The organism is Streptomyces phaeoluteigriseus (genome assembly GCF_001896135.2).
Taxonomy (GTDB): domain Bacteria; phylum Actinomycetota; class Actinomycetes; order Streptomycetales; family Streptomycetaceae; genus Streptomyces; species Streptomyces phaeoluteigriseus.
On record NZ_MPOH02000005.1, the window covers coordinates 212,864 to 234,504 of the forward strand.

Genomic DNA, 21,641 nt, shown 5'->3' on the forward strand with positions numbered 1-21,641 from the left:
GCCATGACCGACGCCCTCGAACTCGACGCGCTGTGGGAGGACTTCAACCGCGTGGTCAACATGACCTCCCAGGAGCTGGCCGCCTGGCTCCGGGTGCGCGACGCCGAAGAGACCACCGAGGTGCCGCCCGAAGAGGCGGGCACCCGGACCGGCCGGCAGGTGCTGGCCATCCTGCAGAAGCGGCGCACCGACCTCACGGAGGACGACCTCCGCGTGATGCGGGAGGTGGTGGACGAGGTCGCCGACCGGACGGACGCGGCCGACGAGCCCGCGGCCGGGGACACCGCCCTGCGCCACCGGCTGATGACCGTGGGCCACGATCCTCTCAGGCCCTGAGCCCGGCCCCGCTCAAGGCGTGAGCCCGGCCCCGCTCAGGCCTTGAGCGGGGCCGGCCCCGTGAGGCGGCTCAGGGCCGCGGACACCAGCGTCCGCACGCCCGGCACGACCACCGACAGGTCCGGCGCGAACAACGGGCTGTGGTTGCCCGGCACCGCGTCGATCTTCTGGGCCAGTTCCTCGCCCGGCGCCGCCTCCCACACCTCGGCCGGCGTCGAGGTCACGTACCAGTAGTCGTACGGCACACCGGCGGGTGCGAGCAGCGAGAAGTCCTCGCTGCCCATCGCCCGGCCGAAGTCGAACACCCGGTCCGCGCCGAAGAGTTCGCGGTGGACGGCGGCCACCTCCTCGTCGAGCACGGCGTCGTTCACGGTGACCGGGTGGCCGGGGACCACCGTGACCTCGGGCGGTGCCGGGCAGCCGGCCGCCGCGCACTCGCCCTCCACGATCCGCCGGATCGCGGCGAGGACCCGCTCGCGCACCTTGGTGTCCTGGGTGCGCACGTTCAGTGAGAGGCGCGCCTCGGCGGGGATGATGTTCGGCTTCGTCCCCGCGTGGAACCGGCCCACCGTCAGCACCACGGACTCGTTCGCCGCGACCTCGCGCGAGACGACGCCCTGGAGCCGGGTGACGACGTACGCGGCGGTCACCACCGGGTCGACGGTCGACTCGGGCCGCGCCCCGTGCCCGCCCACGCCGTGCACGACGACGTCGATGTCGTCGGAGGCCGACAGGGTCAGCCCCGACGTGTGCGGATAGAAGCCGGCCGGCCCTGGCGTGACGTGCTGACCGAGGAGCACGTCGGGGCGCGGGAACCGCTGGTGCAGCCCGTCAGCGACCATCGCCGCCGCCCCGCCCTCCGCCTCCTCCGCGGGCTGCCCCACCACGACGAGCGTGCCGGACCAGGTCTCGCGGGCGGCGGCGAGCACCTCCGCGGCGCCCGCGAGCCAGGTGATGTGCAGGTCGTGGCCGCAGGCGTGCATGACGCCGTCGACGGTGGAGGCGTGGTCGAGGCCGGTGGCCTCCCGCACGGGCAGCGCGTCCATGTCGCCGCGCAGCCACACCACGGGCCCGTCGCCGTTGGCCAGCACGCCGACCACGCCGGTACGGGCGACGCCCTCCGTCACCGCGAACCCGGCCGCCCGCAGCCGCCCGGCAAGACGGGCGGCCGTACGGTGCTCGCGGAAGGACAGTTCGGGGTGGCGGTGCAGGTCCCGGTAGAAGTCCTCCAGGTCCGCCCGCTCCAGCCCCGCGGTCACCTCCCGGGTCAGGCGCGCGACTTCCGCCGGATCGCTCACTCGCTTCCCCCTTCTCGACGGACACCTGCCCCCGGCGCTTGTGCGCCCCGCCCGGAAACGATCGGCCCGGCGGTCGGGTTCCGCCCGCGATCCCCTGCCGTTCGGCCGAGATGAGCGCACCCGTGCGAGGCGAAGTCGGAGGCGCGTCCTGCCTCCGCGACGGCACGACGGCCACGACGGCCGCGACGGCCACGACGGAGGACCGCGCCTCCTCCTTCCCCGGCCACCTGAAGTCCGCGTGCAGTGCGCCAAGTCCGTGGTCGGTGCCATCGGGGCTCCGACGCCGTGATCGCCCCCGGGCGCGCTCGGCACCCACCTGCTCTCCGGCACGGAGCCGGCCACACCCCGGGACGGGCAGAGCACCGTGACCGTCGGCCACAGGCCACTCGGCGCCGACGTCGTCACCGCCGCCCGCGCGCAGAGCACGTTTCCTCCGCTCCCGAGGGTCGGCGACAGGGCCTCCGGGTCACCTGCCCGGACGGCCGCAAGGCCGTGGCCGGGGCCACGGTCACCCGCACCGGCGGGAAGGCGACGGTGCCACCGTCCGCACTCCCGTCACCGTCGTCCACGCCACGGCCGACGGCGCCCGTCACGTCGTCCACGCCCACGGCCGAGGGTGCCACCGTCCGCCCTCCCGTCACCGTCGTCCGCACCACGGCCGACCCCGGCACCTGGAAGTCCGTCCGCCGAGATGGCCCCCATCCCGGCGCCGGGTCGCCCCGGGCCGCACCGACGCCGAGATCGCGGGCGGACCGTACGCGTCGCGCTCCATGGCCGGGACACTCCTGTCCCGGCGTCCGGCTCGGGCCGCACATGCGCAACCGTGTGGAGATCGCGGCCCTGGCCCGTCTGCTCCGCCACGCTCGGCCGGCGTCCTGAGGACGCGGGTCAGAGTCCGGTCACCGGCAGGTCCAGGAGGCGGACCAGGGTGCGCAGGACCCCGTTGTCGTTGTTGGAGGGGGCCCGGTGGCGGGCCCGCCGGGCCACCTCGGGGTGGGCGTTGGCCATGGCGAAGGACCAGTCGGCGGCGTCCAGCATCTCCAGGTCGTTGAGGTAGTCGCCGAACACGACGGTCTGCGCGGGCGTGATGCCCAGTTCCCGCTGGAGCCGGCGCAGCGCGGCGCCCTTGTTGGCGGTGCGGTTCATGACGTCGACCCAGTGTTCGCCGGAGACGACGACCTGGTGGGTGTCCGCGAAGGGCGCGAGGGCCGGCGCGGTGCGCTCCTCCACCGACCCGAAGTCGAACAGGGCGACCTTGATGACGTCGTCCTCGACGGCGGCGATGTCCTCGACCACCTGGTGGCGCAGGTAGTAGCGGCCGACCTCGGCCAGGAACGCCTCGTCGGCCCGCTCGACGTAGGCGGACCGCTTCCCGCAGACGACGGCCCCGACATCCGCGCCGTCCGCCGCGAGCCGCCGTACGGCCTCGACGACGCCGGTGACCGCTGCGGGGTCCAGCGGGTCGGAGCTGAGTTCCTCACCGTCGCGGACGACGTAGGTGCCGTTCTCCGCTATGAAGACCATCCCGTCGGCGACCTCGGCGAACTCCCGCGCCAGCGTCGCGTACTGCCGGCCGCTGGCGGGACTGAACAGCACGCCCCGCTCCCGCAGCAGCGCGAGGACCTCCCAGAGCCCGTCGGGTATCCGCTTGTCGTCGTCGAGCAGCGTGCCGTCCATGTCGGTGACGACGAGACGGATGTCGGCGCTGCCGGCCGACGGCTCGGGAGCGGTCAGCTGAGGGGCGTGGGAGTAGGGCATGTCCTGCTTCCTGTACGGGGGTGACCGGATTGTCACCCTACCGGGGGCCGCTGGAGCCGACCGCGGGCGCCGGTCGACGCGTTCGTCCCTCCGCGCTCCCGGGCCGTACCGGCGTACGGCCGGATCCGGCAGGGTCGGGCCGAGCGGGTGCCTCGGGGATCCGCCGGCGGTTCCGGCCCTTCCGACGGACTGGCTGCCCCGCACCGCGGGCACGATCACCGTGCTGCCTCTGCACCGCCGACGCGCCGCGCCCGGCGCGGTGGGCCGGGGCGGGCAACGCTCGCCGGGTCTACCGGCTTCCCGACGGACTGAAAGTATGATCAAGCAATGTCTGACTTGACCGATACCACGCCCGGCTGGCTGAGCCAGGACGAACTCGAAGCCGCCCGCTCCCGCTTGCCGATCCTGTACGTCGAGGCCGTGCCCGTGCGCGTCGACGACAGCGGCGAAGTCACCAAGATCGGCCTGCTGCTCCGGATAGGACCGGACGGCAACGTCAGCCGGACCCTGGTCTCGGGCCGGGTCCTGCACCACGAGCGGGTCCGCGACGCCCTGCTGCGGCACCTGGAGAAGGACCTCGGCCCGATGGCGCTGCCCCACGTCCCGGCGTCCCTCCAGCCCTTCACCGTCGCGGAGTACTTCCCGACGCAGGGCATCACGCCGTACCACGACCCCCGTCAGCACGCCGTGTCGCTGGCGTACATCGTGCCGGTGACCGGTGACTGCCGGCCCCGGCAGGACGCCCTGGACCTGGTGTGGTTCGACCCGCAGGAGGTCGTCTCGCCCGCGGTGCAGACCGAGATGCCGGGCGGGCACGGCTTCCTGGTGCGGCAGGCGCTGGCCCACGTCGGCCAGTCGGCGTCCTGACCGGCGTGGGAGTCCGTGCCGGCCTGCCGGCCCAGCGCGTGGTGTCGATCGGCGCCGCCGCCCGCAGGCCCTGCACCCTCGTGGTGTGCCGGGGCTGCTGCTGCGGCGACGCCCGCAAGCACCCCGGCTACGACCACGCCTGGCAACTGGAGCGCCTGCGCGCCGCGGCCGCGGCGTCGGCGGGCCGCTTCGAGGTCCGCACGACGGACTGTCTGGGCCCGTGCGACCAGGCGAACGTGATCGTGGTCCAGCCGTCCGGCGCGGGCCGTCGGGCGGGCGGCCGCGCCACCTGGATCGGGTTCGCCATGGACGACGACTGCACCGAGGAGATCCTCACCTGGGCGGCGGCGGGCGGTCCGGGCGTCGCGACGCCCCCGGCCGCCCTGACACTCCAGTTCATCAGCCCGCCCGTCCGGCCCGCACCCGACGGTGACCGGAGCCCCTAATCCCGGATCCCGCCCGGCCCGCACCCGACGGTGACCCGGAGCCCCTCGTCCCGGATCCCGCCGGCCCGCACCCGACGGTGACCGGAGCCCCTCGTCCCGGATCCCGCCGGGCTCGCGGGCTCCTGCATCGCAGGTCGCCGCGTTGTCGTCGGTGGCCCCAGGGCTCCGCCCCGGCTCCCGCCTCCGCCCCGCGGGGCTCCCCCACCGTCCGAACAGCGCGGGAGGTTCCCCGTCACCAAGCCCCGCTCCCTGACCCGGCAGGCGGCCCGAACGGAAGACCTTCGACGACCGGGAGCCCGCAGTGGACTCCCGTCAGCCGTTGCGGCACGTCGCACGGGCGGCGTCCGGTCTCCTCGTCGGCGGCCGGCACGGACCGGGGGCCCGCCGCCCGAGCGGTCCCGCGCTCAGAGCAGGTCGGCCGCCCGCGCCGGGTCGTCGTCGAGAAAGCCGCCCGACTGGTGCTGCCACAGCTTGGCGTAGGTGCCCTGCGACGCCAGCAGTTCCTGGTGGGTGCCCTGCTCGACGATCCGTCCGCGGTCCAGGACGACCAGGCTGTCCATGCCGGCGACGGTGCTCAGGCGGTGCGCGACCACCAGGGCCGTCCGCCCCTCCATGAGCCGCCACAGCGCCTCCTGGACGAGGATCTCGCTCTCGGAGTCCAGCGCGCTGGTCGCCTCGTCGAGCAGCAGGATCGGCGCGTCCCGCAGGATCGCGCGGGCGAGCGCGACCCGCTGCCGCTGGCCGCCGGACAGTTTGATGCCGCGCTCGCCGACCATGGTGCCGAAGCCGTCCGGGAGCGCGTCGGCGAACTCGGTGACATGGGCCGCGTCGGCCGCACGGCGGATCTCGGCCTCGGTGGCGTCCGGCCGGGCGAAGACGATGTTGTCCCGCAGCGAGCGGTGGAACATCGCCGGGTCCTGCGGGACGTAGGCGATCCGGCTGCGCAGGTCGGCCTGGCGCAGCCGGCTGATGTCCTGGCCGCCGACGAGGATGCGTCCGCCGTCGATGTCGGTCATCCGCAGCAGCAGCCGGGTCAGGGTGGTCTTGCCGCCGCCGGAGCGGCCGACGAGCCCGAGCTTCGTCCCGCTGGGCACGGTGAGTTCGAGCCCGTCGAAGAGGGGCTCCGGGCCACCGTGGGAGAAGGTCACCCGCTCGAAGCGGACGTCGGCGGCGGTGGGCCGCAGCGGCTCGGGCGCCTCGGGGTCGAGCACGGTCGGCGGCGCCAGCAGCAGTTCGGTGAACTGCGCGGCCTCCGTCATCGAACTCTCCAGGCGGCGGTAGATCTGGTTGAACTCGAACATGATCCGGGTCGCGTTGGCGTAGTACATGAAGGCCACCACGACCGCCTCCACGCTCTGCCCGCCCCCGCCGAGCGCGACCGCCAGCAGCAGGCCCAGGGCGTTGGTCAGCACCGACAGCGGCGCGACCAGGGTGTCGATGCGCAGATTGCCGTAGTCCCACGACCTCAGCGTGAGCCGCCGGGACACCGCGACCCGGGAGCGGTGCTCGGCGGCCTCCCGTTCCTCCGCCGCGAAGGCGCGGACGGTGTCCATGTTCATCAGGCTGTCGGCGACATGGCCGGAGACCCGCGCGATCGCCTCCTCGCGCTGGGCGACGAGCGCCTGCCGGCGCCGGATCAGCGGCACCACGCACAGCGCGGTCAAGGTGATCATGGTCAGCAGCCCGACGACGAGCAGCGGTTCGTAACGCCACAGCACCACCGAGCCGAACAGCAGCGGCACGAGACTGCCCACGATCTGGAACGTCAGCGTGTCGACGAACTCCTCGTAGCGGGAGGCGAAACTCAGCACCCGCTTGGTCAGCGACCCGGCGAAGTTGTCGTGGAAGAACGCGGCGTCCTTGGCGAAGAGCTCGTCCATGCCGATCACGTACAGGTGCTCGATGCCGAGCGCGTCCAGACGGTTCAGACAGTGCAGCCCGACCCGCCACAGCGCCTCAGCGACCAGCAGCACCCCGGCGAAGCCGAGCACGTACGGCAACGCCGCTCCGACCTCGACGTCCGGGTCGTCCGCCAGCCGGCCGACGAGCTTGGCGACGACCAGCGGAGCGAGGTAGTTGATGCCGATGTTGCCGAGCGCCGGCAACAGCATGGCGGGAAGGGTCAGCCACCGAAGGCGGGCCAACTCCCGCCCGTAATAGCGAAGTGCGAGCAGTACGGAGCCCTTGCCGGGCGTGACTCTGCGCGATTCAGACGATCCCATCCCCACCCCGTGCGGTCGTCCGGCAGCCGGTCGTACCGGCCTTCGCAGTGTCCCGCGACGGCTCCGACGGAGTCCAAGGATTTACGCTCCGGACGGCACGGGTACTCCCGTGCGCCCCCCGAAGACCTCCGCCTGCTCCGCCATGTCCGCTGGATGCGCGAGGACAGGGAACTCGGCCGACGGGACCGATGACGACGGCTCGACGCACGACAGCTCGACGAGGACGGCCGGGAGGCGATGACCGTGATCGCCGTCAATCCGATGGACAGCGCCTCGCTGCTGGCCGCCTTCGGCGCGCTGGGCGTGCTGGTGGTGATCTTCGCGGAGTCGGGGCTGCTGGTGGTCGGCTTCTTCCTGCCCGGTGACGCGCTGCTCCTCCCGGCCGGCGTGCTGTGCGCGGGCAGCGGCCAGCAGGCTGCGCGGCTGGAGCTGTGGCAGGTGCTGGTGTGCGCGGCCGTCGGCGCCGTGGCGGGCGCGCAGGTCGGGTTCCTGCTCGGACGGCGCGGCGGGCGGGCGCTGCTGGCCCACACCTCGAACCGGCGCCTGAAGGAGGGCACGGCACAGGCGGAGAGGTTCCTGGCCCGCTACGGCCACGGCAAGGCCCTCGTGATCGGCCGCTTCGTGCCGATGCTGCGGACCGTGCTGCACCCGGCGGCCGGGGCGCTCGGCGTGCCCATGCGCACCTTCACCGTCTGGCAGGTCGTCGGCGGTCTGCTCTGGTCGCAGAGTCTCGTGCTGGCCGGGTACACCCTCGGCTCGTCCGTCCCCCACATCGAGGACTACCTGCTGCCGCTCATCGCCGTGGTCGTCGCGCTCTCCCTGTTCCCCCTGCTGGCACCGGCGCGCCGCGCACGGCACGAGCGGCGGCGGCCCTCACGCTGAGCGAAGGGCCGGATTCCGAGTCCGTCCGGTTTCCGCCCGTCCGTGACGGGCACCCGTCGGCCCCGGGGCTCCGACGGGCCTCGCGCGGGGCTCTCACTCCCAGGCCGAGGAGCGGCTCGCACGATGAGCGACAAGCAGCAGCACGTCATCGAGGAACTCCTCTCCTCGTACGGCCGCACCTACGCGCAGGAGGCGGGCATCCGGCTGAGGAACACCCCGCAGCCGCTGTACCGCACCCTCGTCCTGGCCCATCTGCTCAGCGCACGCATCCGCGCCTCCACCGCCGTCGCGACGGTCCGTGCCCTGTACGACGCGGGCATGCGCGACCCCCGGACCATGGCCGAAGCGACCTGGCGGCAGCGCGTCGACGCCCTGGGCCGCGGCGGTTACCGGCGCTACGACGAACGCACGGCGACCCAACTCGGCGCGGCGGCGGAACTGTTGACCGAGCGGTGGGGAGGCGACCTGCGACGCCTGCGGGAGGAGGCCGGCGGGGACGTCTCCCGGCTGCGCCGCCTGGTCCAGGAGGTGACGGGGATCGGGCCCACCGGAGCGGACATCTTCCTGCGGGAGGTCCAGAGCGTCTGGCCGGAGGCGGCACCGTACATCGACGCGAAGGCCCTGGAGGGCGCGCGTCGGCTCGGTCTCCCGGACGAGCCGGACCAACTGGTCGCGTCGGCCCGGCCCACCGAACCGGCCGCACTGGCCGCCGCGTTGGTGCGGGCCGCACTGGACAGGAAGCTGGTCGACGAGGTGCTCGCCAGGGCCGGCTGACACGGACGACGACCCTGCCGACCGGCGACCGCCGACTGCTGACCGCCGACCCCGGCCCCCGACCGCCGGACGGCTTGGCGCCGCTCCCATACCGCGGACAAGAGGCCACCGCTCGGACACGGGGCCACCGCTCGGACACGACAGAGGCCGTCTCCTCATCGCTGAGAAGACGGCCTCTGATCCGACTTCGAAAAGTCGGGACGACAGGATTTGAACCTGCGACCCCTTGACCCCCAGTCAAGTGCGCTACCAAGCTGCGCCACGTCCCGCTGCCCGTCTGACCTGGGGTTTCGCCCGGCCGGACCCGCAGGGAAACAATACCGCACTCGGGTCGGTGATCGCGCACGCCTTTACGGCGCCCCCTCCCCCGCCACCCCCAGTCCCGGATACGCCTCCAGCAGCGAGGTCGGAGCGGCCTGGCGCCAGGAGTCGGCGAGGATGTCCCGCAGCTCGGCCTCGTCCTCCAGGGCGGCCAGCCGGACCCGGACCCAGGCGAACTGGGCCTCGTGGTCGGCGATCCAGAACTTCCCCGGCTCGGCGAGAGCCAGCTCGTCGCGCTCCTCCTTGGGGCAGCGCACGGCGAGCGAGGTCTCGTCCTCGGGCAGGGTGGCGAACATCTTTCCCGCGACCCGGAACGTGGGCATGTTCCAGGCGGTCTTCTCCGTCGTGTCCGGCAGGGACAGGGCGACACGGCGTACGTCTTCGGCGTCCGGCATGCTTCGCACCGTAGCGGCAGGCACTGACAGTCACGGCGCGGACAGGTGTTTGTAGTAGAGGGCCGTCGGCCGCAGGACACCGGACGGGTCGGCCGCGTAGTCGGGGATGATCCCCGCCCTGGTCCATCCCGCCGTGCGGTAGAGGCGTTCGGCGGGACTGTCGGTCTCGGTGTCCAGGTGCAGCAGGGTGACACCGGCCGCGGCGGCGGCCTCCTCGGCGGTGGTCAGCAGCCGACGGCCGAGGCCCTGCCCCCGGGCGTCCCGGTGGACCATGAGTTTGACCAGTTCGGCGCGGTGACGGCTGTTGGGCTTGTCGGGGAAGGCCAGGGTGACGGTGCCGGCGACCCGGTCGCCGTCGAGGGCCGCCCAGACCGCCAGGTGCCCGGCGGCGACACCGGCCGCGCGCCCCTCCCACCAGGCGAGGGCCTCCGTACGGTCGAGGGGGGCGAGGAAGCCGACGGAGGCGCCGCCGGCCACCGTGTCGACCAGCAGGTCGGCCAACTCCCCGGCGCGGCCGAGGAGGGCGGCGGCGTCGAGCCCGGTCGTCGTCATGGCAGCACCACCGCCAGCACGTACCGCGCTCCTCGGCGCCCGCGCACCGGAACCTCGTCGGCCCCCACACCCGCAGCCGCAGGCAGTCACCGGTGTCCAGGCGGTGCTCGACGTCCTGCGCCGTCACCGCGAGGGCGCCCTCCAGGACCCAGATGTGCTGTTCCAGGCCCGGCACGGGCGGCCGGTCGTAGACCAGGTCGGCGCCCGCGGCGAGCCGGCCCTCGACGAGTTCGCCGCGCAGTGAGGGGTGCGGCGGCGACACGGACCGCCGGACGAAGCCGGAGGCGCGGTCCTCCCAGACGCTCTGCTCACCAGCCCGCACCAGCGGCACCGGCCCGGCCTCCGCCTCGACCTCGCTGAGCAGCCGGGACATGGTCCGGCCGTACACCTGGCACAGACGGTTGAGCAGGGCGGCGGTCGGGCTGATCTCGGCGCGTTCGGCGCGGGACAGGGTGGAGCGGCTCACGCCGCTGCGCTCGGCCAGCTCCCCCAGCGACCAGCCGCGCTCGCCGCGCAGCTCGGCCAGGCGCGCGGCCAGCCGGGCGTCGACCTCACCGTCCACAGGCTGTTTCATATTCGGGATGCTATCCCAGATGAGAGACAGCCCAGCCTGGGGCTCAGGCAGGCGTGACCTGCTCCAGCGCGTCCAGCACCGGGCGGATCAGCGGATGCTCCTCCGCCCCACGGCGTACGGCCGCGAAGACGCGGCGGGTCGGGGCCACCCCGTCGACCGGACGGACGACCACGCCGGTCAGGTCCATGCCGCGCAGCGCCGAGCGCGGCACCAGCGCCACGCCCGCGTCGGCCGAGGCCAGCGCCACGACGGCGCGGAAATCGTCCGAGGAGTGCTCCAGGCGAGGCTGGAAGCCGGCGTTCTCGCAGGCCAGGACGACCACGTCATGACAGGGGTTGCCGGGGTACGGGCCGATCCACGGGTCCTTGGCCAGGTCGGCGAGCGGCACCTCCGCGCACCCGGCGAGGCGGTGGGTGACCGGGACGACCGCGTCGAAGGGCTCGGCGTAGAGCGGGACGTGCGCGAGGCGCGGGTCGTCGGCGGCGGGTGCCCCGCGGTACTCGACGGCCACGGCGATGTCGACCTGTCGGTCGAGGACCATCGGCAGGCTGGCGTCGCCCTCGGCGTCCTGGACGCGGATCCGGATCCCCGGGTCGGTGCCGGCGAGCCGGGCCACGGCGGGCGCCACGACCAGGGCGATGCCGGTCGCGAAGGCCGCGACGGTGACCGTCCCGGCCGTGCCCGCGTCGTAGGCCGCCAGTTCCGCCTCCGCCCGCTCCAACTGGGCGAGGACCGCGTGGGTGTGGGCGAGCAGGATCTCGCCGGCCGGGGTGAGCCGTACGCCCTTGGCGCCGCGTTCCACCAGGCGGTGGCCGGTCTCCTGTTCCAGGGCGGTGAGCTGCTGGGAGACGGCGGACGGAGTGAGGTACAGCGCGGCGGCAGCCGCCGTCACCGTGCGGTGGTCGGCCACCGCACGGAGGATGTGGAGCCGCCGCGCTTCGATCATGAGGTCGATTATCGCAAGGTGTCCGGGGTGGCCGGTTCAGCCTCCAGTGCCGCCCGCGCCGCCACGAAGGCGTCCACGGCACGGTCGACGTCGGCCGTGGAGTGCGCGGCCGAGAGCTGGACCCGGATGCGGGCCCGGCCGTGCGGGACGACCGGGTAGGAGAAGCCGATCACGTACACCCCGCGCTCCAGCAGCAGCTCCGCCATCCGGCTCGCCCGCGCCGCGTCACCGATCATCACGGGCGCGATGGCGTGGTCGCCGGGCAGGACGTCGAAGCCCTCGTCCGTCATCCGGCGGCGGAACAGGGCGGTGTTCTCGGCCAGCCGCAGACGCAGGTCGTCGGCCGACTCCAGCAGGTCGAGGACCTTGAGGGAGGCGGCGGCGATGACCGGCGCGAGGGTGTTGGAGAACAGGTAGGGGCGGGAGCGCTGGCGCAGGAGCGCCACGATCTCGGCGCGGGCGGCGACATAACCGCCGGACGCCCCGCCGAGCGCCTTGCCGAGGGTGCCGGTGATGATGTCGACCCGGTCCATCACACCGTGCAGCTCGGGGGTGCCGCGGCCGCCGGGCCCGACGAAGCCGACAGCGTGGGAGTCGTCGACCATGACCATCGCGTCGTAGCGGTCGGCGAGGTCGCAGATCTCGGCGAGGGGGGCGACGTAACCGTCCATGGAGAAGACGCCGTCGGTGACGATCAGCCGGCGGCGCGCGTCGGACGCGTCCTTCAACTGCCTTTCCAGGTCCGCCAGATCACGGTTGGCGTAGCGGAAGCGGCGGGCCTTGGAGAGCCGGATGCCGTCGATGATGGAGGCGTGGTTGAGGGCGTCGGAGATCACCGCGTCCTCGGGGCCGAGCAGCGTCTCGAAGACACCGCCGTTGGCGTCGAAGCAGGAGGAGTACAGGATCGTGTCCTCCTGGCCGAGGAAGGCCGACAGCCGCGCCTCCAGCTCCTTGTGGACCTCCTGCGTGCCGCAGATGAACCGCACGGAGGCCATGCCGTAGCCCCAGCGGTCCAGGGCCTCGTGGGCGGCGGCGATCACCTCGGGGTGGTCGGCGAGGCCGAGGTAGTTGTTGGCGCAGAAGTTGAGGACCTCGCCGGTCCGGCCGCCCGCGGTGACGGCGACGGCCCTGGACTGCGGGCTGCCGATGACCCGTTCGGGCTTGTGCAGGCCGGCGTCGCGGATCTCGTCGAGGGTGGCGCGCAGGTCGTCGCGCACGGAGTCGAACATGGTGAGGCTCCTGGGGTGTTCTTGCCGGAAGGGGGTCACGCGGTCCAGTCGAGGATGACCTTGCCGCCGGTGCCGCTCGCCGCGTCGGCGAACGCCGCCTCGAAGTCGCGGTAGCCGTAGCGGCCGGTGATCACGGGGGCGAGGTCGAGGCCGCCCTCCAGCAGGACCGACATGGCGTACCAGGTCTCGAACATCTCGCGGCCGTAGATGCCCTTGATGGTGATCATCGAGGTGACGATGCGGGCCCAGTCGACCGGGAACTCCTCGGCGGGCAGGCCGAGCATGGCGATCCGGCCGCCGTGCGTCATGTTGGCGATCATGTCGCGCATCGCCTCGGGGCGGCCGGACATCTCCAGGCCGATGTCGAAGCCCTCGCGCAGGCCCAGTTCTCGCTGTCCGTCGGCGATGGTGGCGCGGGAGACGTTCAGGGCGAGGCTCGCGCCGATCTTGCGGGCGAGTTCCAGGCGCTCCTCGCTGACGTCGGTGACGACGACGTTGCGGGCGCCGGCGTGCCGGGCGACGGCGGCGGCCATCAGGCCGATCGGGCCGGCCCCGGTGATCAGCACGTCCTCGCCGACCAGCGGGAAGGACAGCGCGGTGTGGACGGCGTTGCCGAACGGGTCGAAGATCGCCGCCACGTCGAGGTCCACCGGGACGCGGTGCACCCAGACGTTCGCGGCGGGCAGCGCCACGTACTCGGCGAACGCGCCGTCGCGGCCGACGCCCAGCCCGACGGTGGCCCGGCACAGGTGGCGGCGCCCGGCGAGGCAGTTGCGGCACCTGCCGCAGACCAGGTGTCCCTCGCCGCTCACCCGGTCACCGGCCTTGATGTCGCCGACGTCCCGGCCGGTCCCGACGACCTCGCCGACGAACTCGTGCCCGAGGACGAGGGGGGTGCGGATCGTCTGCCGCGCCCAGCCGTCCCAGGACCGGATGTGCAGATCGGTGCCGCAGATGCCGGTGCGCAGCACCCTGATCAGTACGTCCCCGGGTCCGACGGCGGGCTCCGGCACGTCCGCGAGCCACAGTCCCGGCTCTGCCTTCTCCTTGACCAGCGCCTTCAACGCTACGGCTCCTGACGGTGAGACCCCGGCGCCGGGCATGCCGAAGCGGCCCGCGGCGGGGGAAGAGGGGTGGAATCCGGTAGCAATCTGCCGTACGGCGGCGCCACGGTCCATCGAGAGTTTCTTAAGCGGCGCCACAGCTCCGCTTCACGCCCCGCGGCGACGTGCCACTCTGGAGAGGGAACCGACGACGGGAAGCCGCTCATGACCACAGCGCAGGACCTGATGATCGTCTCGCTGGACGTGGCGCCCGCGCGCCCCGTCGAGCAGGGTGAACTCTCCCTCGCCCTCGCGGGGGCCGAACTGATCGACCTGGTGGAGGCGGGCGTGGTCGTCCTGGACGGTGACCGGGTGACGCCCGGCCGGGCCGCGGCCCCGGACGACCGCCTGCTGGCGGACGCCGCCTCCTCGCTGGTACGGCGGGAGCCGTACGAGTCGGTCGAGGAGTGGCTGTGGCGCCGCGGCCGTGGGCTGATGTCGGCCTACACCGCGCGGATGGAGGCCGACGGGGTGCTGACCCACCCGCGCGGCCGCTGGCTCGCGGCACGGTCCGACCGGAGCGAGGCCGTGGACTCACCGGCCCGGCGCCGCGCCGCCGAACGCTGGGCGTCGGCCGAGCCCGTCCTCGCCGGCCTGGCCACCACGGCCGGTCTGCGCGAGGAGCCGGGCGACGGCTTTCCGGGTCCCCTCACCGATCCGGTGGCGACGGTCCTGGCCGCGGTCGGCGAGGCGGTGACGGAACTGACGGCCGTACAGCAGCGGCGGTCCGTCGAGGACTCCGCCTTCGACAACGTCTGGCGGGGCCTGTGACGGCCACCGCAGGTCAGGTCACAGGGGCGGCCCGCCGGCCGCCCGGTGCTCCAGCCGCCCGGCCAGATCCGCCGCGGTCGCCTTGATGGTCTCCAGTCCCGCCTTCCCCCACGGCCGGGGCGCCAGATCGGCCACCGACACCGTGCCGAGGACCAGGCCGGCCGTGTCGATCAGCGGGGCGCCTAGATACGCGTGGATGCCGTACTCGTCGACGACCGGGTTGCCCGCGAACCGCGGGTAGTCGCGGACGTCCTCCAGCACCACCGCCTTGCGCCGCACGACGACGTACGGGCAGTAGCCGTACTCGCGGGGCAGCCGCCGGCCCACCTCCGGCTTGCCGCCGCGGGCCGCCCGGCCGCCGGGCGGGGTGTGCAGCCCGGCGAAGAACTGCCGTTCCTCGTCGATGAAGTTGACCATCGCGTACGGCGCGTCGGTCACCTCGGCGAGGCGGTCCGCGAAGGCGTCCAGGGAGGGCTCCGCCCGCTCCCCGAGGCCGAGTCGGCGCACCCTCCGGGTGCGGGCGGGAGCTTCCTTGTCCTCGGGGGTGAGCAGCAGTCGACCGGCCGTGCGGGGCGGGTCGTGGCTCATCGGCGGACTCCGTCGCTGTGGACGTAGCGCATGTGCGGCTCCGGTGTGTGGTGTACGGGGATCACATGTGGGCGCCGCGGCTCGGCTGAGGTGCCGCCGGCGCGTGGGCGATGAGGTGGCGGACGAGGGTGAGCAGGGTCTGCACGCCCGACGCGGAGATGCGGGCGTCGCAGCGCACGATGGGGACGGCCGGGTCCAGGTCGATGGCGGCGCGCACCTCCTCCGGGTCGTAGCGGTGGGCGCCGTCGAACTCGTTGACGGCCACGATGAAGCCGAGGCCGCGTTCCTCGAAGAAGTCGACGGCCGCGAAGCACTCCTCCAGGCGGCGCGTGTCGGCGATGACGACCGCGCCGAGGGCCCCCTCGGACAGTTCGTCCCACATGAACCAGAACCGTTCCTGTCCGGGGGTGCCGAACAGGTACAGGACATGCTGTGGATCGAGGCTGATGCGGCCGAAGTCCATGGCCACGGTCGTCTCGACCTTGTTCTCGATGCCGTCGAGGTTGTCGGTCGCGGCGCCGACGGTGGTGAGCAGCTCCTCGGTACTCAGGGGCGCGATCTCGCTGACCGCGCCGACGAACGTGGTCTTGCCGACCCCGAACCCGCCCGCGACCAGGATCTTCAGCGCGGTCGGGAAGGGGTCGCGGTCGTCGTCGTGTTCAGAGCTGTCGTCGTAGTCCATCGAGCACTGCCTCCAGAAGGACCCGGTCGGTGGGGTTGTGCTGGAACTCGGGGGGCTTGGTGGTCAGCGCCCCGCAGTCCACGAGGTCCGCCAGCAGCACCTTGGTGACCGCCGCCGGCAGCCTCAGATGTGCGGCGACCTCGGCGACCGGGACGGGGGCACGGCACAGGTCCAGCGCCTGCGCGTGCTCGGGGCCGAGATAGCCGAGGGGGGTGGACCCGGTCGCCCGCACCTGTGACATGAGGTCGAGGGCGACGGTGGGCTTGGTGCGGCCGTTGCTGACCGTGAACGGACGGACCAGCCGTCCGGCCGCGTCGTCGAGCCAGGGCCCGTCGCCGGCCGCCGCCACCCTCAAGGCCCCATCACCGAGGGTTCGACGGCGTGCTGCCGGGGCGCGGTGACCAGGTACGGCCGCACGCTCTTGACGAGCATCGCCATCTCGTAGCCGAGCACGGCGGCATCGGCCTCGCGCCCGGCCAGCACCGCGAGACAGGTGCCCGACCCCGCGGTGGTGACGAACAGCAGCGTCGAGTCGAGTTCGACGACGACCTGCCGTACGTCCCCGCCGTCGCCGAAGCGGAGACCGGCGCTGCGGCCGAGGGAGTACAGCCCGGAGGCCAGGGCCGCCATGTGGTCGGCGCTGTCGTGGTCCAGGCCGTGGACGGACTTCACGAGGCCGTCGCAGGAGAGGAGGACCGCGCTGGTCGTGTGCGGTACACGCTGCACGAGGCCGCTCATCAGCCAGTCGAGATCGGATACCTGGCCGGTCGGCGCATCGCTCGCCATGGTGGATCGACTCCTTGGGGTACGAAGGTCAGCGGGAGCGGGTGCGGTGGGGGTGGAGGTGGTGAGGGGGGTGCTCATCCGGCTGGTGTGCTCCCGTCGTGCCGGGTGGTGGACTGGTGGTCGAAGTCGCCGGACAGGCCGGACACGGTGCGGGTCTCGGCCATGGGGTACGCCGGCATGGCGGGCGGTGCGTCCGCGACGGCCGGGTCCGGCAGGGGGTCCGCCTCCAGGCTCTGCTGGGCCTCGGCGAGGCCGACGCCGCGCTGGAAGGCGGCCATCAGACCGGGGTCGTGCCCGGCGGGCTGCTCGGCGGCGTCCGGCCGGGGGGCCGGGCCGCCGCGCAACTGGGGTGCGAGGTGCTCGTGGGCGCGGCGCCGGGGCAGCTGGGGCTTGCCCATGGTGCCGCGCACGGCGCCGGCGCGCGGAGTGGGCATGAGGCCCGCGATCTCCTCCACCGCGGACCGGTCACCGGCCGGACACCGGGCACGGCCTCGGCCGGATTGGGCCGCTCCTCGTGCGCGCCCGCGAACGGGGAGGGGGGCCGGCCGGCCGTCGTTCGGGCGGGGGGTGGTCGTGCTGGACGGGGGACCCGGTGGTGGGGGCGGACGCGGCGCCTGCGTGCGGATGCTCCCGCGGGGCGGGCCGGGGGGGCGTGTACGGCGGTGGGAGCGGAGAGCCCTGGGACTGGAGCTGGGGCTGGAGGCGGGGCTGGAGGTGCGTCGGTGGCGGTGCCTGCGGCTGGAGCGGGGCCGGGGACCGAAGCTGCGGCTGGGGCTGCGGGCGTGACTCGGGGCGGGCCTGCCCCTGCGCCTGCACGCGGGCGTGCGGAGCCGGTTGTGGCCTCCCCCCGTCTCGCGCGCCCTGTCCGCCCGCCGGCCCCGCCGCCCCCGTCGGCACCGTTCCCGTGCCACGCTCCTCGGCCTGCGGCAACGGCAGCCCGGCCGACCCCAGCAGGGCCTGCGGTACGACGAGTACGGCCTGGACGCCGCCGTAGATGTTGTTCTGGAGCCGGACCCGGATGCCGTGGCGGCGGGCCAGCTGGGAGACGACGTAGAGGCCGATGCGGCCATCGGCGAGCAGACGGCCGACGTTGACCTGGTCGGGGTCGGCGAGCAGGGCGTTCATCCGGCTCTGCTCCTCGACGGGCATGCCGAGGCCGCGGTCCTCGACCTCGACGGCGAGCCCGGAGGTGACCAGGTTGGCGCGCAACAGGACCTGGGTGTGCGGGGCGGAGAAGACCGTGGCGTTCTCGACGAGTTCGGCGAGCAGGTGGATGACGTCGGCGACGGCGTGCCCGCGCAGTTCGCCGTCGACCGGCGGGACGAGTTTGACCCTCGAGTACTGCTCGACCTCGGCGATGGCGGAGCGCAGCACCTCGGTCATGGAGACGGGGTTGCTCCACTGCCGCCGGGAGACGGCACCGCCGAGGACGGCGAGGTTCTCGGCGTGGCGGCGGATCCGGGTGGCGAGGTGGTCGACGTGGAAGAGGCCCTTGAGGAGGTCGGGGTCCTCGATCTCGTTCTCCAGCTCGTCCAGGGTGGCGATCTCCCGGTGCACGAGGGACTGAAGGCGCCGCGCCAGGTTGACGAAGACCTCGAGCTTCTGTTCGCTGCCCGTCTGGCTGGAGAGCTGCGCGGCCTGGACGACGGCGGTGGCGGCCCCGTCGTGGGCGCGGGACAGATCGGCGGCGAGCAGCTCGAACTCGTCGGCGTCGCCGGGCGGACCGCCGCGCGGTGTGCGCTGCGGCGGGGGCTCGCCGCGGCGCAGCGTGTCCAGCAGGGCGCGCAGGTCGGCCTCGCCGCGCGCGCTGTTGCGACGCAGGGCGGTGACGCGGTCGCTGACGGAGCGGGCGGCCCGGTCGGCGGCCACGGCGGCGACGACGATGCCGACGCCGGTCACCGCGACGGCTCCGGCGAGGACGGCCCACAGGACCGGTCCCGGCCGGGCGCCGGTGGAGCGGACGGTGAACAGGACGGCCGCGCAGGCGCTGAGGGCGACGGCGGTCGGGGGCAGCACGGCGAGCCGCAGCAGCTGCGGCCGTATGTGCGTCTCGGCCGGTGCGGGTGCGGGGCGGGAGACCGGCCGTCCGTGCCGTCCGCCCTCACGGCGGTCTGCGCGTGCGGCCGGTGCGCGGAGGTGAGACATCGGTGTCCTCGTACTGTCCGTCGGGCCTGGGGCTCGCGTGGGGTGCGCTCCTGGGGCTCGCGCCATCGCGGTGTCGGTCGGAGAGCGAGAGCTTCGTGCACCCTTCTCGCCCCACGGCCACTCACAGTAGTTGCCAACCCATCATGTGCGGCGGGCAGTTGACAAAGTCCCCCGGTGAGCGTCCCGCTCTGGTATGAGGCTTCGTACGACAGACCGATAAACCCGCTCGGTCTACGGACAGTTGAGGTGCGGAAGCCGATCGGACCTGGTCAGAGACGCTCGGAAACGGACGACGGGGGTCGGGGAGCTGTTCGCTCCGACCCCCGTCGTCGGGCGGTCAGGTCCGGTACGGGCGCCCCGCTAGCCCGCCGGGACGGCCTCCGGGGTGTCCCCACCCTCGGCCGCATCCCTCGGAATGTCACGCACCGTATCGACCATGGCCTTGGCTTCCGGCAGCACTTCGGGCCACCCGCCCGCCGGAGCGAGCGCCACGCCACGCCACCACGGCTCCGCCGGCACGGTCTCGGCGGTCGGCTCGAAGGGCTCGCCGGGGCGGGGCAGCGCGATCCGGGCGCCGGCCGCGCGCGCGGCGGCCAGGGTGCCCTCCCCCGGGTCGGACCACGCGTGCGTGGCGAGATTGAAGGTGGCCCAGTGGATGGGCAGGATCGCCCCGCTCGGGCCGCCCTGGAGGTCGAGGTGGGCGCGCAGCCCCTCCTCGGGGGTCATGTGGATGTCCGGCCACAGGTCGGAGTAGGCGCCGATCTGGATCATCGTCGCGTCGAACGGGCCGTACTCGGCGCCGATGTCCTTGAAACCGTCGAAGTAACCGGTGTCGCCGCTGTGGAAGATCCGGTGCTCGTCGCCGGCGACGGACCAGGAGGCCCACAGGGTGTGCTGGGTGTTGCGCAGGCCTCGGCCGCAGAAGTGGCGGGCCGGGGTGGCGGTGAGGGTGAGGCCGCCGACGCGGGTCGCCTCGTGCCAGTCCAGCTCGCGCAGCCGGTCGGCGGACACGCCCCAGTGTTCGAGATGGGCGCCGACACCGAGGGGCACCGCGAACAGGGTGTCCGTGCCGGCCAGCGCCTTGATCGTGGGCAGGTCGAGGTGGTCGTAGTGGTCGTGCGAGATGACGACGACGTCCACCGGGCCGAGCGCGGCCAGCGGCAGCGGGGCCGGGTGCAGTCGCTTGGGGCCCGCGAAGGGGACGGGAGAGCAGCGCTCGCCCCAGACGGGGTCGAACAGCACCCGGTGCCCGTCGATCTCCGCGAGCACGCTGGAGTGCCCCATCCAGGTCAGGCGCAGGCCCGTGGCGGGTGGCCGGGCCAGGTCGGCGAGGGTGGTGGGGTGCACCGGAACGGGGCCGGAGGGGGAACGCCGGGGGCGGGTCTCCTTGTCGAAGAAGGCCTTGGCGAAGTCGAGCCCGGTGCCCGAGGGCCGGATCCGCGCGCCGATGCCGCCGGGGTTCTGGAACACCCCGTCCTTGAAGTGGGGTGATCTGCGGATGCGCGCCAGGCGCTCACCGCTCGGGTCCGCGCCGAAGGCCTCGGGCTGCAGTGCGCGGAGCCCAGGGCTCAGGGAACGGAATGCAGCCACGGTACCTCCAGGTGGGGTCACTGAGGATTCCCATTATGGTCGGCCGGTCCGACAAACCTCGGGTCGCCCTGGTCCGGGGCCGCCCGCAGCGCGTTGACACGGCACCTCCGGGCTCCCGATACTGACCCACTGTTCAGTAACAGGTCCCTGTCGAGGAGTCCGCATGACCTCCCCCTTGGTGTCCCTCACCTGGACCGACCACCTCACCGGCCGCCGGGGCTACCTGGTCGTCGACCGGCTCGTGCGCGGCGTGTGCAGCGGCGGCCTGCGGATGCGGGACGGCTGCACCCTCGACGAGGTGACCGGCCTCGCCCGCGGCATGAGCCGCAAGGAGGCCCTGCACTACGACCCGGCGGCACGCCATGTCCCCCTGGGCGGCGCGAAGGGCGGCATCGACTGCGATCCTCGCGACCCGGAGGCGTACGGCCTGCTGGTGCGCTACCTGCGGGCGGTACGGCCCTACGTCGAGAGCTGCTGGACCACCGGTGAGGACCTGGGGCTCAGCCAGGACGTCGTCGACCGGGCCGTCGCCGAGGCCGGGCTGGTGTCGTCGATCCAGGCCGTCCATCCGCTGCTCGACGACGAGAGCACCGCCCGCCGGCGGCTCGCGGACGCCTTCGCCGTCGAGGTGGACGGCATCGGCCTGGACGAGCTGGTCGGCGGCTGCGGGGTCGCCGAGTCCGTCCTCACCGCCCTGGACCGGGCGGGAGTGCCGCACGCCGGCACCCGGGTCGCCCTCCAGGGTCTGGGCACCATGGGTGGGGCCACGGCGCGCTTCCTCACGCGCGCGGGACTGACGGTCGTGGCCGTCGCCGACGTCAAGGGCACGATCACCAACCCGGCGGGCCTCGACGTGGAGGCGCTGCTGGCCGCGCGGGACGCCCATGGCACCGTCGACCGCCGCGCGTTGCGCCCCGGCGACCGCGAACTGCCGGGGGACGCCTGGCTGTCGGCCGAGGCCGAGGTGCTGGTGCCGGCCGCCGTGTCGTACGCGATCGGGCCGGACGAGCAGGCGCGGATCACCGCCCGCTGGATCGCCGAGGCGGCCAACATGCCGGTTCTTCCCGAGGCGGAGGCGCTGCTGCACGCGCGCGGGGTGAGCGTGCTGCCCGACGTCGTCGTCAACTCCGGGACCAACGCCTGGTGGTGGTGGACGCTGTTCGGCGACATCGGCGCGGACGCCGGGGAGGCGTTCGCCCACACGCGCCGCTCGATGCGCGCCCTGGTGGACCTGGTGCTGACGCGCGCGGAGGCCGACGGGACAACCCCGCGCCGGGCCGCGCACGCGATCGCCGACCAGCGACTGCCGGTCATCGCGGAGCGGTTCGGGCAGCACCGCTGAGGGCGTCCGCGCAGGTCGCGGGCCGTGTGTAGGG

The 21,641-nt window shown here is 73.6% G+C and carries 22 protein-coding genes, 1 tRNA gene and 1 pseudogene; 7 read left to right on the forward strand and 17 right to left on the reverse strand.

Annotation, left to right across the window (positions count from 1 at the left end; translation table 11 throughout):
- Window positions 1-3: 3 nt before the first annotated feature.
- Window positions 4-336 (forward strand): DUF3140 domain-containing protein, encoded by a 333-nt coding sequence (locus tag BM536_RS04160; RefSeq protein WP_073491721.1) that lies wholly within the window; start codon window positions 4-6, stop codon window positions 334-336.
- Window positions 337-371: 35 nt separating this feature from the next.
- Here BM536_RS04160 and BM536_RS04165 read toward each other — a convergent pair whose 3' ends face one another.
- Both BM536_RS04165 and BM536_RS04170 read right to left on the reverse strand, forming a co-directional pair.
- On the reverse strand, window positions 372-1,634 hold the full coding sequence (locus BM536_RS04165; protein ID WP_073491720.1) for an amidohydrolase: 1,263 nt from the start codon (window positions 1,632-1,634) through the stop codon (window positions 372-374).
- A gap of 888 nt (window positions 1,635-2,522) precedes the next feature.
- Window positions 2,523-3,392, reverse strand: a complete 870-nt coding sequence (locus tag BM536_RS04170) for a Cof-type HAD-IIB family hydrolase (RefSeq protein WP_073491719.1) — start codon at window positions 3,390-3,392, stop codon at window positions 2,523-2,525.
- Window positions 3,393-3,719: 327 nt separating this feature from the next.
- Between BM536_RS04170 and BM536_RS04175 the strand changes: the two genes are divergently transcribed.
- Window positions 3,720-4,259 (forward strand): NUDIX hydrolase family protein, encoded by a 540-nt coding sequence (locus BM536_RS04175; RefSeq protein ID WP_094102534.1) that lies wholly within the window; start codon window positions 3,720-3,722, stop codon window positions 4,257-4,259.
- A gap of 5 nt (window positions 4,260-4,264) precedes the next feature.
- A complete protein-coding gene (locus tag BM536_RS04180) occupies window positions 4,265-4,705 on the forward strand; it encodes a (2Fe-2S) ferredoxin domain-containing protein (RefSeq protein WP_245873255.1) in 441 nt (146 codons plus the stop codon).
- Window positions 4,706-5,109: 404 nt separating this feature from the next.
- Here the strand turns inward: BM536_RS04180 and BM536_RS04185 are convergent, their stop codons facing one another.
- Window positions 5,110-6,927: an ABC transporter ATP-binding protein gene (locus BM536_RS04185; protein ID WP_094102535.1), complete on the reverse strand. Its 1,818-nt coding sequence runs from the start codon at window positions 6,925-6,927 to the stop codon at window positions 5,110-5,112.
- Between the two features lie 243 nt (window positions 6,928-7,170).
- Here BM536_RS04185 and BM536_RS04190 point away from each other — a divergent pair, with 243 nt between their 5' ends.
- Window positions 7,171-7,809: a DedA family protein gene (locus BM536_RS04190; RefSeq protein WP_073491740.1), complete on the forward strand. Its 639-nt coding sequence runs from the start codon at window positions 7,171-7,173 to the stop codon at window positions 7,807-7,809.
- Window positions 7,810-7,932: 123 nt separating this feature from the next.
- Window positions 7,933-8,583: an endonuclease gene (locus tag BM536_RS04195; RefSeq protein WP_073491718.1), complete on the forward strand. Its 651-nt coding sequence runs from the start codon at window positions 7,933-7,935 to the stop codon at window positions 8,581-8,583.
- Window positions 8,584-8,778: 195 nt separating this feature from the next.
- Here the strand turns inward: BM536_RS04195 and BM536_RS04200 are convergent.
- From BM536_RS04200 to tdh, 7 genes and pseudogenes are all read right to left on the reverse strand, one after another.
- Window positions 8,779-8,852: transfer RNA gene (locus BM536_RS04200), tRNA-Pro, on the reverse strand.
- A gap of 81 nt (window positions 8,853-8,933) precedes the next feature.
- Window positions 8,934-9,299, reverse strand: a complete 366-nt coding sequence (locus BM536_RS04205; protein ID WP_073491717.1) for an MmcQ/YjbR family DNA-binding protein — start codon at window positions 9,297-9,299, stop codon at window positions 8,934-8,936.
- 30 nt (window positions 9,300-9,329) lie between these two features.
- Complete coding sequence (locus BM536_RS04210) at window positions 9,330-9,851, reverse strand: GNAT family N-acetyltransferase (RefSeq protein WP_073491716.1); 522 nt, start codon at window positions 9,849-9,851, stop codon at window positions 9,330-9,332.
- A pseudogene (locus BM536_RS04215) lies at window positions 9,848-10,425 on the reverse strand (helix-turn-helix domain-containing protein). The gene BM536_RS04210 and the pseudogene BM536_RS04215 overlap by 4 nt, the downstream one beginning before the upstream one ends.
- Window positions 10,426-10,468: 43 nt before the next feature.
- Window positions 10,469-11,371: a LysR family transcriptional regulator gene (locus BM536_RS04220; RefSeq protein ID WP_094102537.1), complete on the reverse strand. Its 903-nt coding sequence runs from the start codon at window positions 11,369-11,371 to the stop codon at window positions 10,469-10,471.
- A gap of 8 nt (window positions 11,372-11,379) precedes the next feature.
- Window positions 11,380-12,600 carry a glycine C-acetyltransferase gene (locus BM536_RS04225; RefSeq protein ID WP_073491714.1) on the reverse strand — a complete coding sequence of 407 codons (1,221 nt, stop codon included), beginning with the start codon at window positions 12,598-12,600 and terminating at the stop codon, window positions 11,380-11,382.
- 35 nt (window positions 12,601-12,635) lie between these two features.
- The gene (gene tdh, locus BM536_RS04230) at window positions 12,636-13,664 is read right to left on the reverse strand and encodes an L-threonine 3-dehydrogenase (protein WP_094102538.1); all 1,029 of its coding nucleotides are present in this window, start codon (window positions 13,662-13,664) and stop codon (window positions 12,636-12,638) included.
- 204 nt (window positions 13,665-13,868) lie between these two features.
- On the opposite strand from tdh, the gene BM536_RS04235 reads away from it, so the two are divergent.
- Window positions 13,869-14,474: a GOLPH3/VPS74 family protein gene (locus BM536_RS04235; RefSeq protein ID WP_073491713.1), complete on the forward strand. Its 606-nt coding sequence runs from the start codon at window positions 13,869-13,871 to the stop codon at window positions 14,472-14,474.
- Between the two features lie 18 nt (window positions 14,475-14,492).
- Here BM536_RS04235 and BM536_RS04240 read toward each other — a convergent pair whose 3' ends face one another.
- From BM536_RS04240 to BM536_RS04265, 7 genes are all read right to left on the reverse strand, one after another.
- Window positions 14,493-15,062 (reverse strand): GAF domain-containing protein, encoded by a 570-nt coding sequence (locus tag BM536_RS04240; RefSeq protein ID WP_073491712.1) that lies wholly within the window; start codon window positions 15,060-15,062, stop codon window positions 14,493-14,495.
- Between the two features lie 61 nt (window positions 15,063-15,123).
- Window positions 15,124-15,744 (reverse strand): GTP-binding protein, encoded by a 621-nt coding sequence (locus tag BM536_RS04245; protein ID WP_073491711.1) that lies wholly within the window; start codon window positions 15,742-15,744, stop codon window positions 15,124-15,126.
- Entirely contained in the window at window positions 15,722-16,093 is a 372-nt protein-coding gene (locus BM536_RS04250) for a DUF742 domain-containing protein (protein ID WP_073491710.1), read from the reverse strand. Before BM536_RS04250 ends, BM536_RS04245 begins: the two co-directional genes overlap by 23 nt.
- A 2-nt stretch (window positions 16,094-16,095) precedes the next feature.
- Window positions 16,096-16,530, reverse strand: a complete 435-nt coding sequence (locus BM536_RS04255; protein ID WP_073491709.1) for a roadblock/LC7 domain-containing protein — start codon at window positions 16,528-16,530, stop codon at window positions 16,096-16,098.
- A 74-nt stretch (window positions 16,531-16,604) separates the two neighbouring features.
- Entirely contained in the window at window positions 16,605-16,964 is a 360-nt protein-coding gene (locus BM536_RS44690; protein ID WP_245873256.1) for a hypothetical protein, read from the reverse strand.
- A 31-nt stretch (window positions 16,965-16,995) separates the two neighbouring features.
- Complete coding sequence (locus BM536_RS04260) at window positions 16,996-18,675, reverse strand: sensor histidine kinase (protein ID WP_245873257.1); 1,680 nt, start codon at window positions 18,673-18,675, stop codon at window positions 16,996-16,998.
- Between the two features lie 360 nt (window positions 18,676-19,035).
- Entirely contained in the window at window positions 19,036-20,265 is a 1,230-nt protein-coding gene (locus BM536_RS04265; protein ID WP_094102539.1) for an MBL fold metallo-hydrolase, read from the reverse strand.
- A 163-nt stretch (window positions 20,266-20,428) separates the two neighbouring features.
- Here BM536_RS04265 and BM536_RS04270 point away from each other — a divergent pair, with 163 nt between their 5' ends.
- The gene (locus BM536_RS04270) at window positions 20,429-21,607 is read left to right on the forward strand and encodes a Glu/Leu/Phe/Val dehydrogenase dimerization domain-containing protein (RefSeq protein ID WP_094102540.1); all 1,179 of its coding nucleotides are present in this window, start codon (window positions 20,429-20,431) and stop codon (window positions 21,605-21,607) included.
- Window positions 21,608-21,641 lie beyond the last annotated feature (34 nt).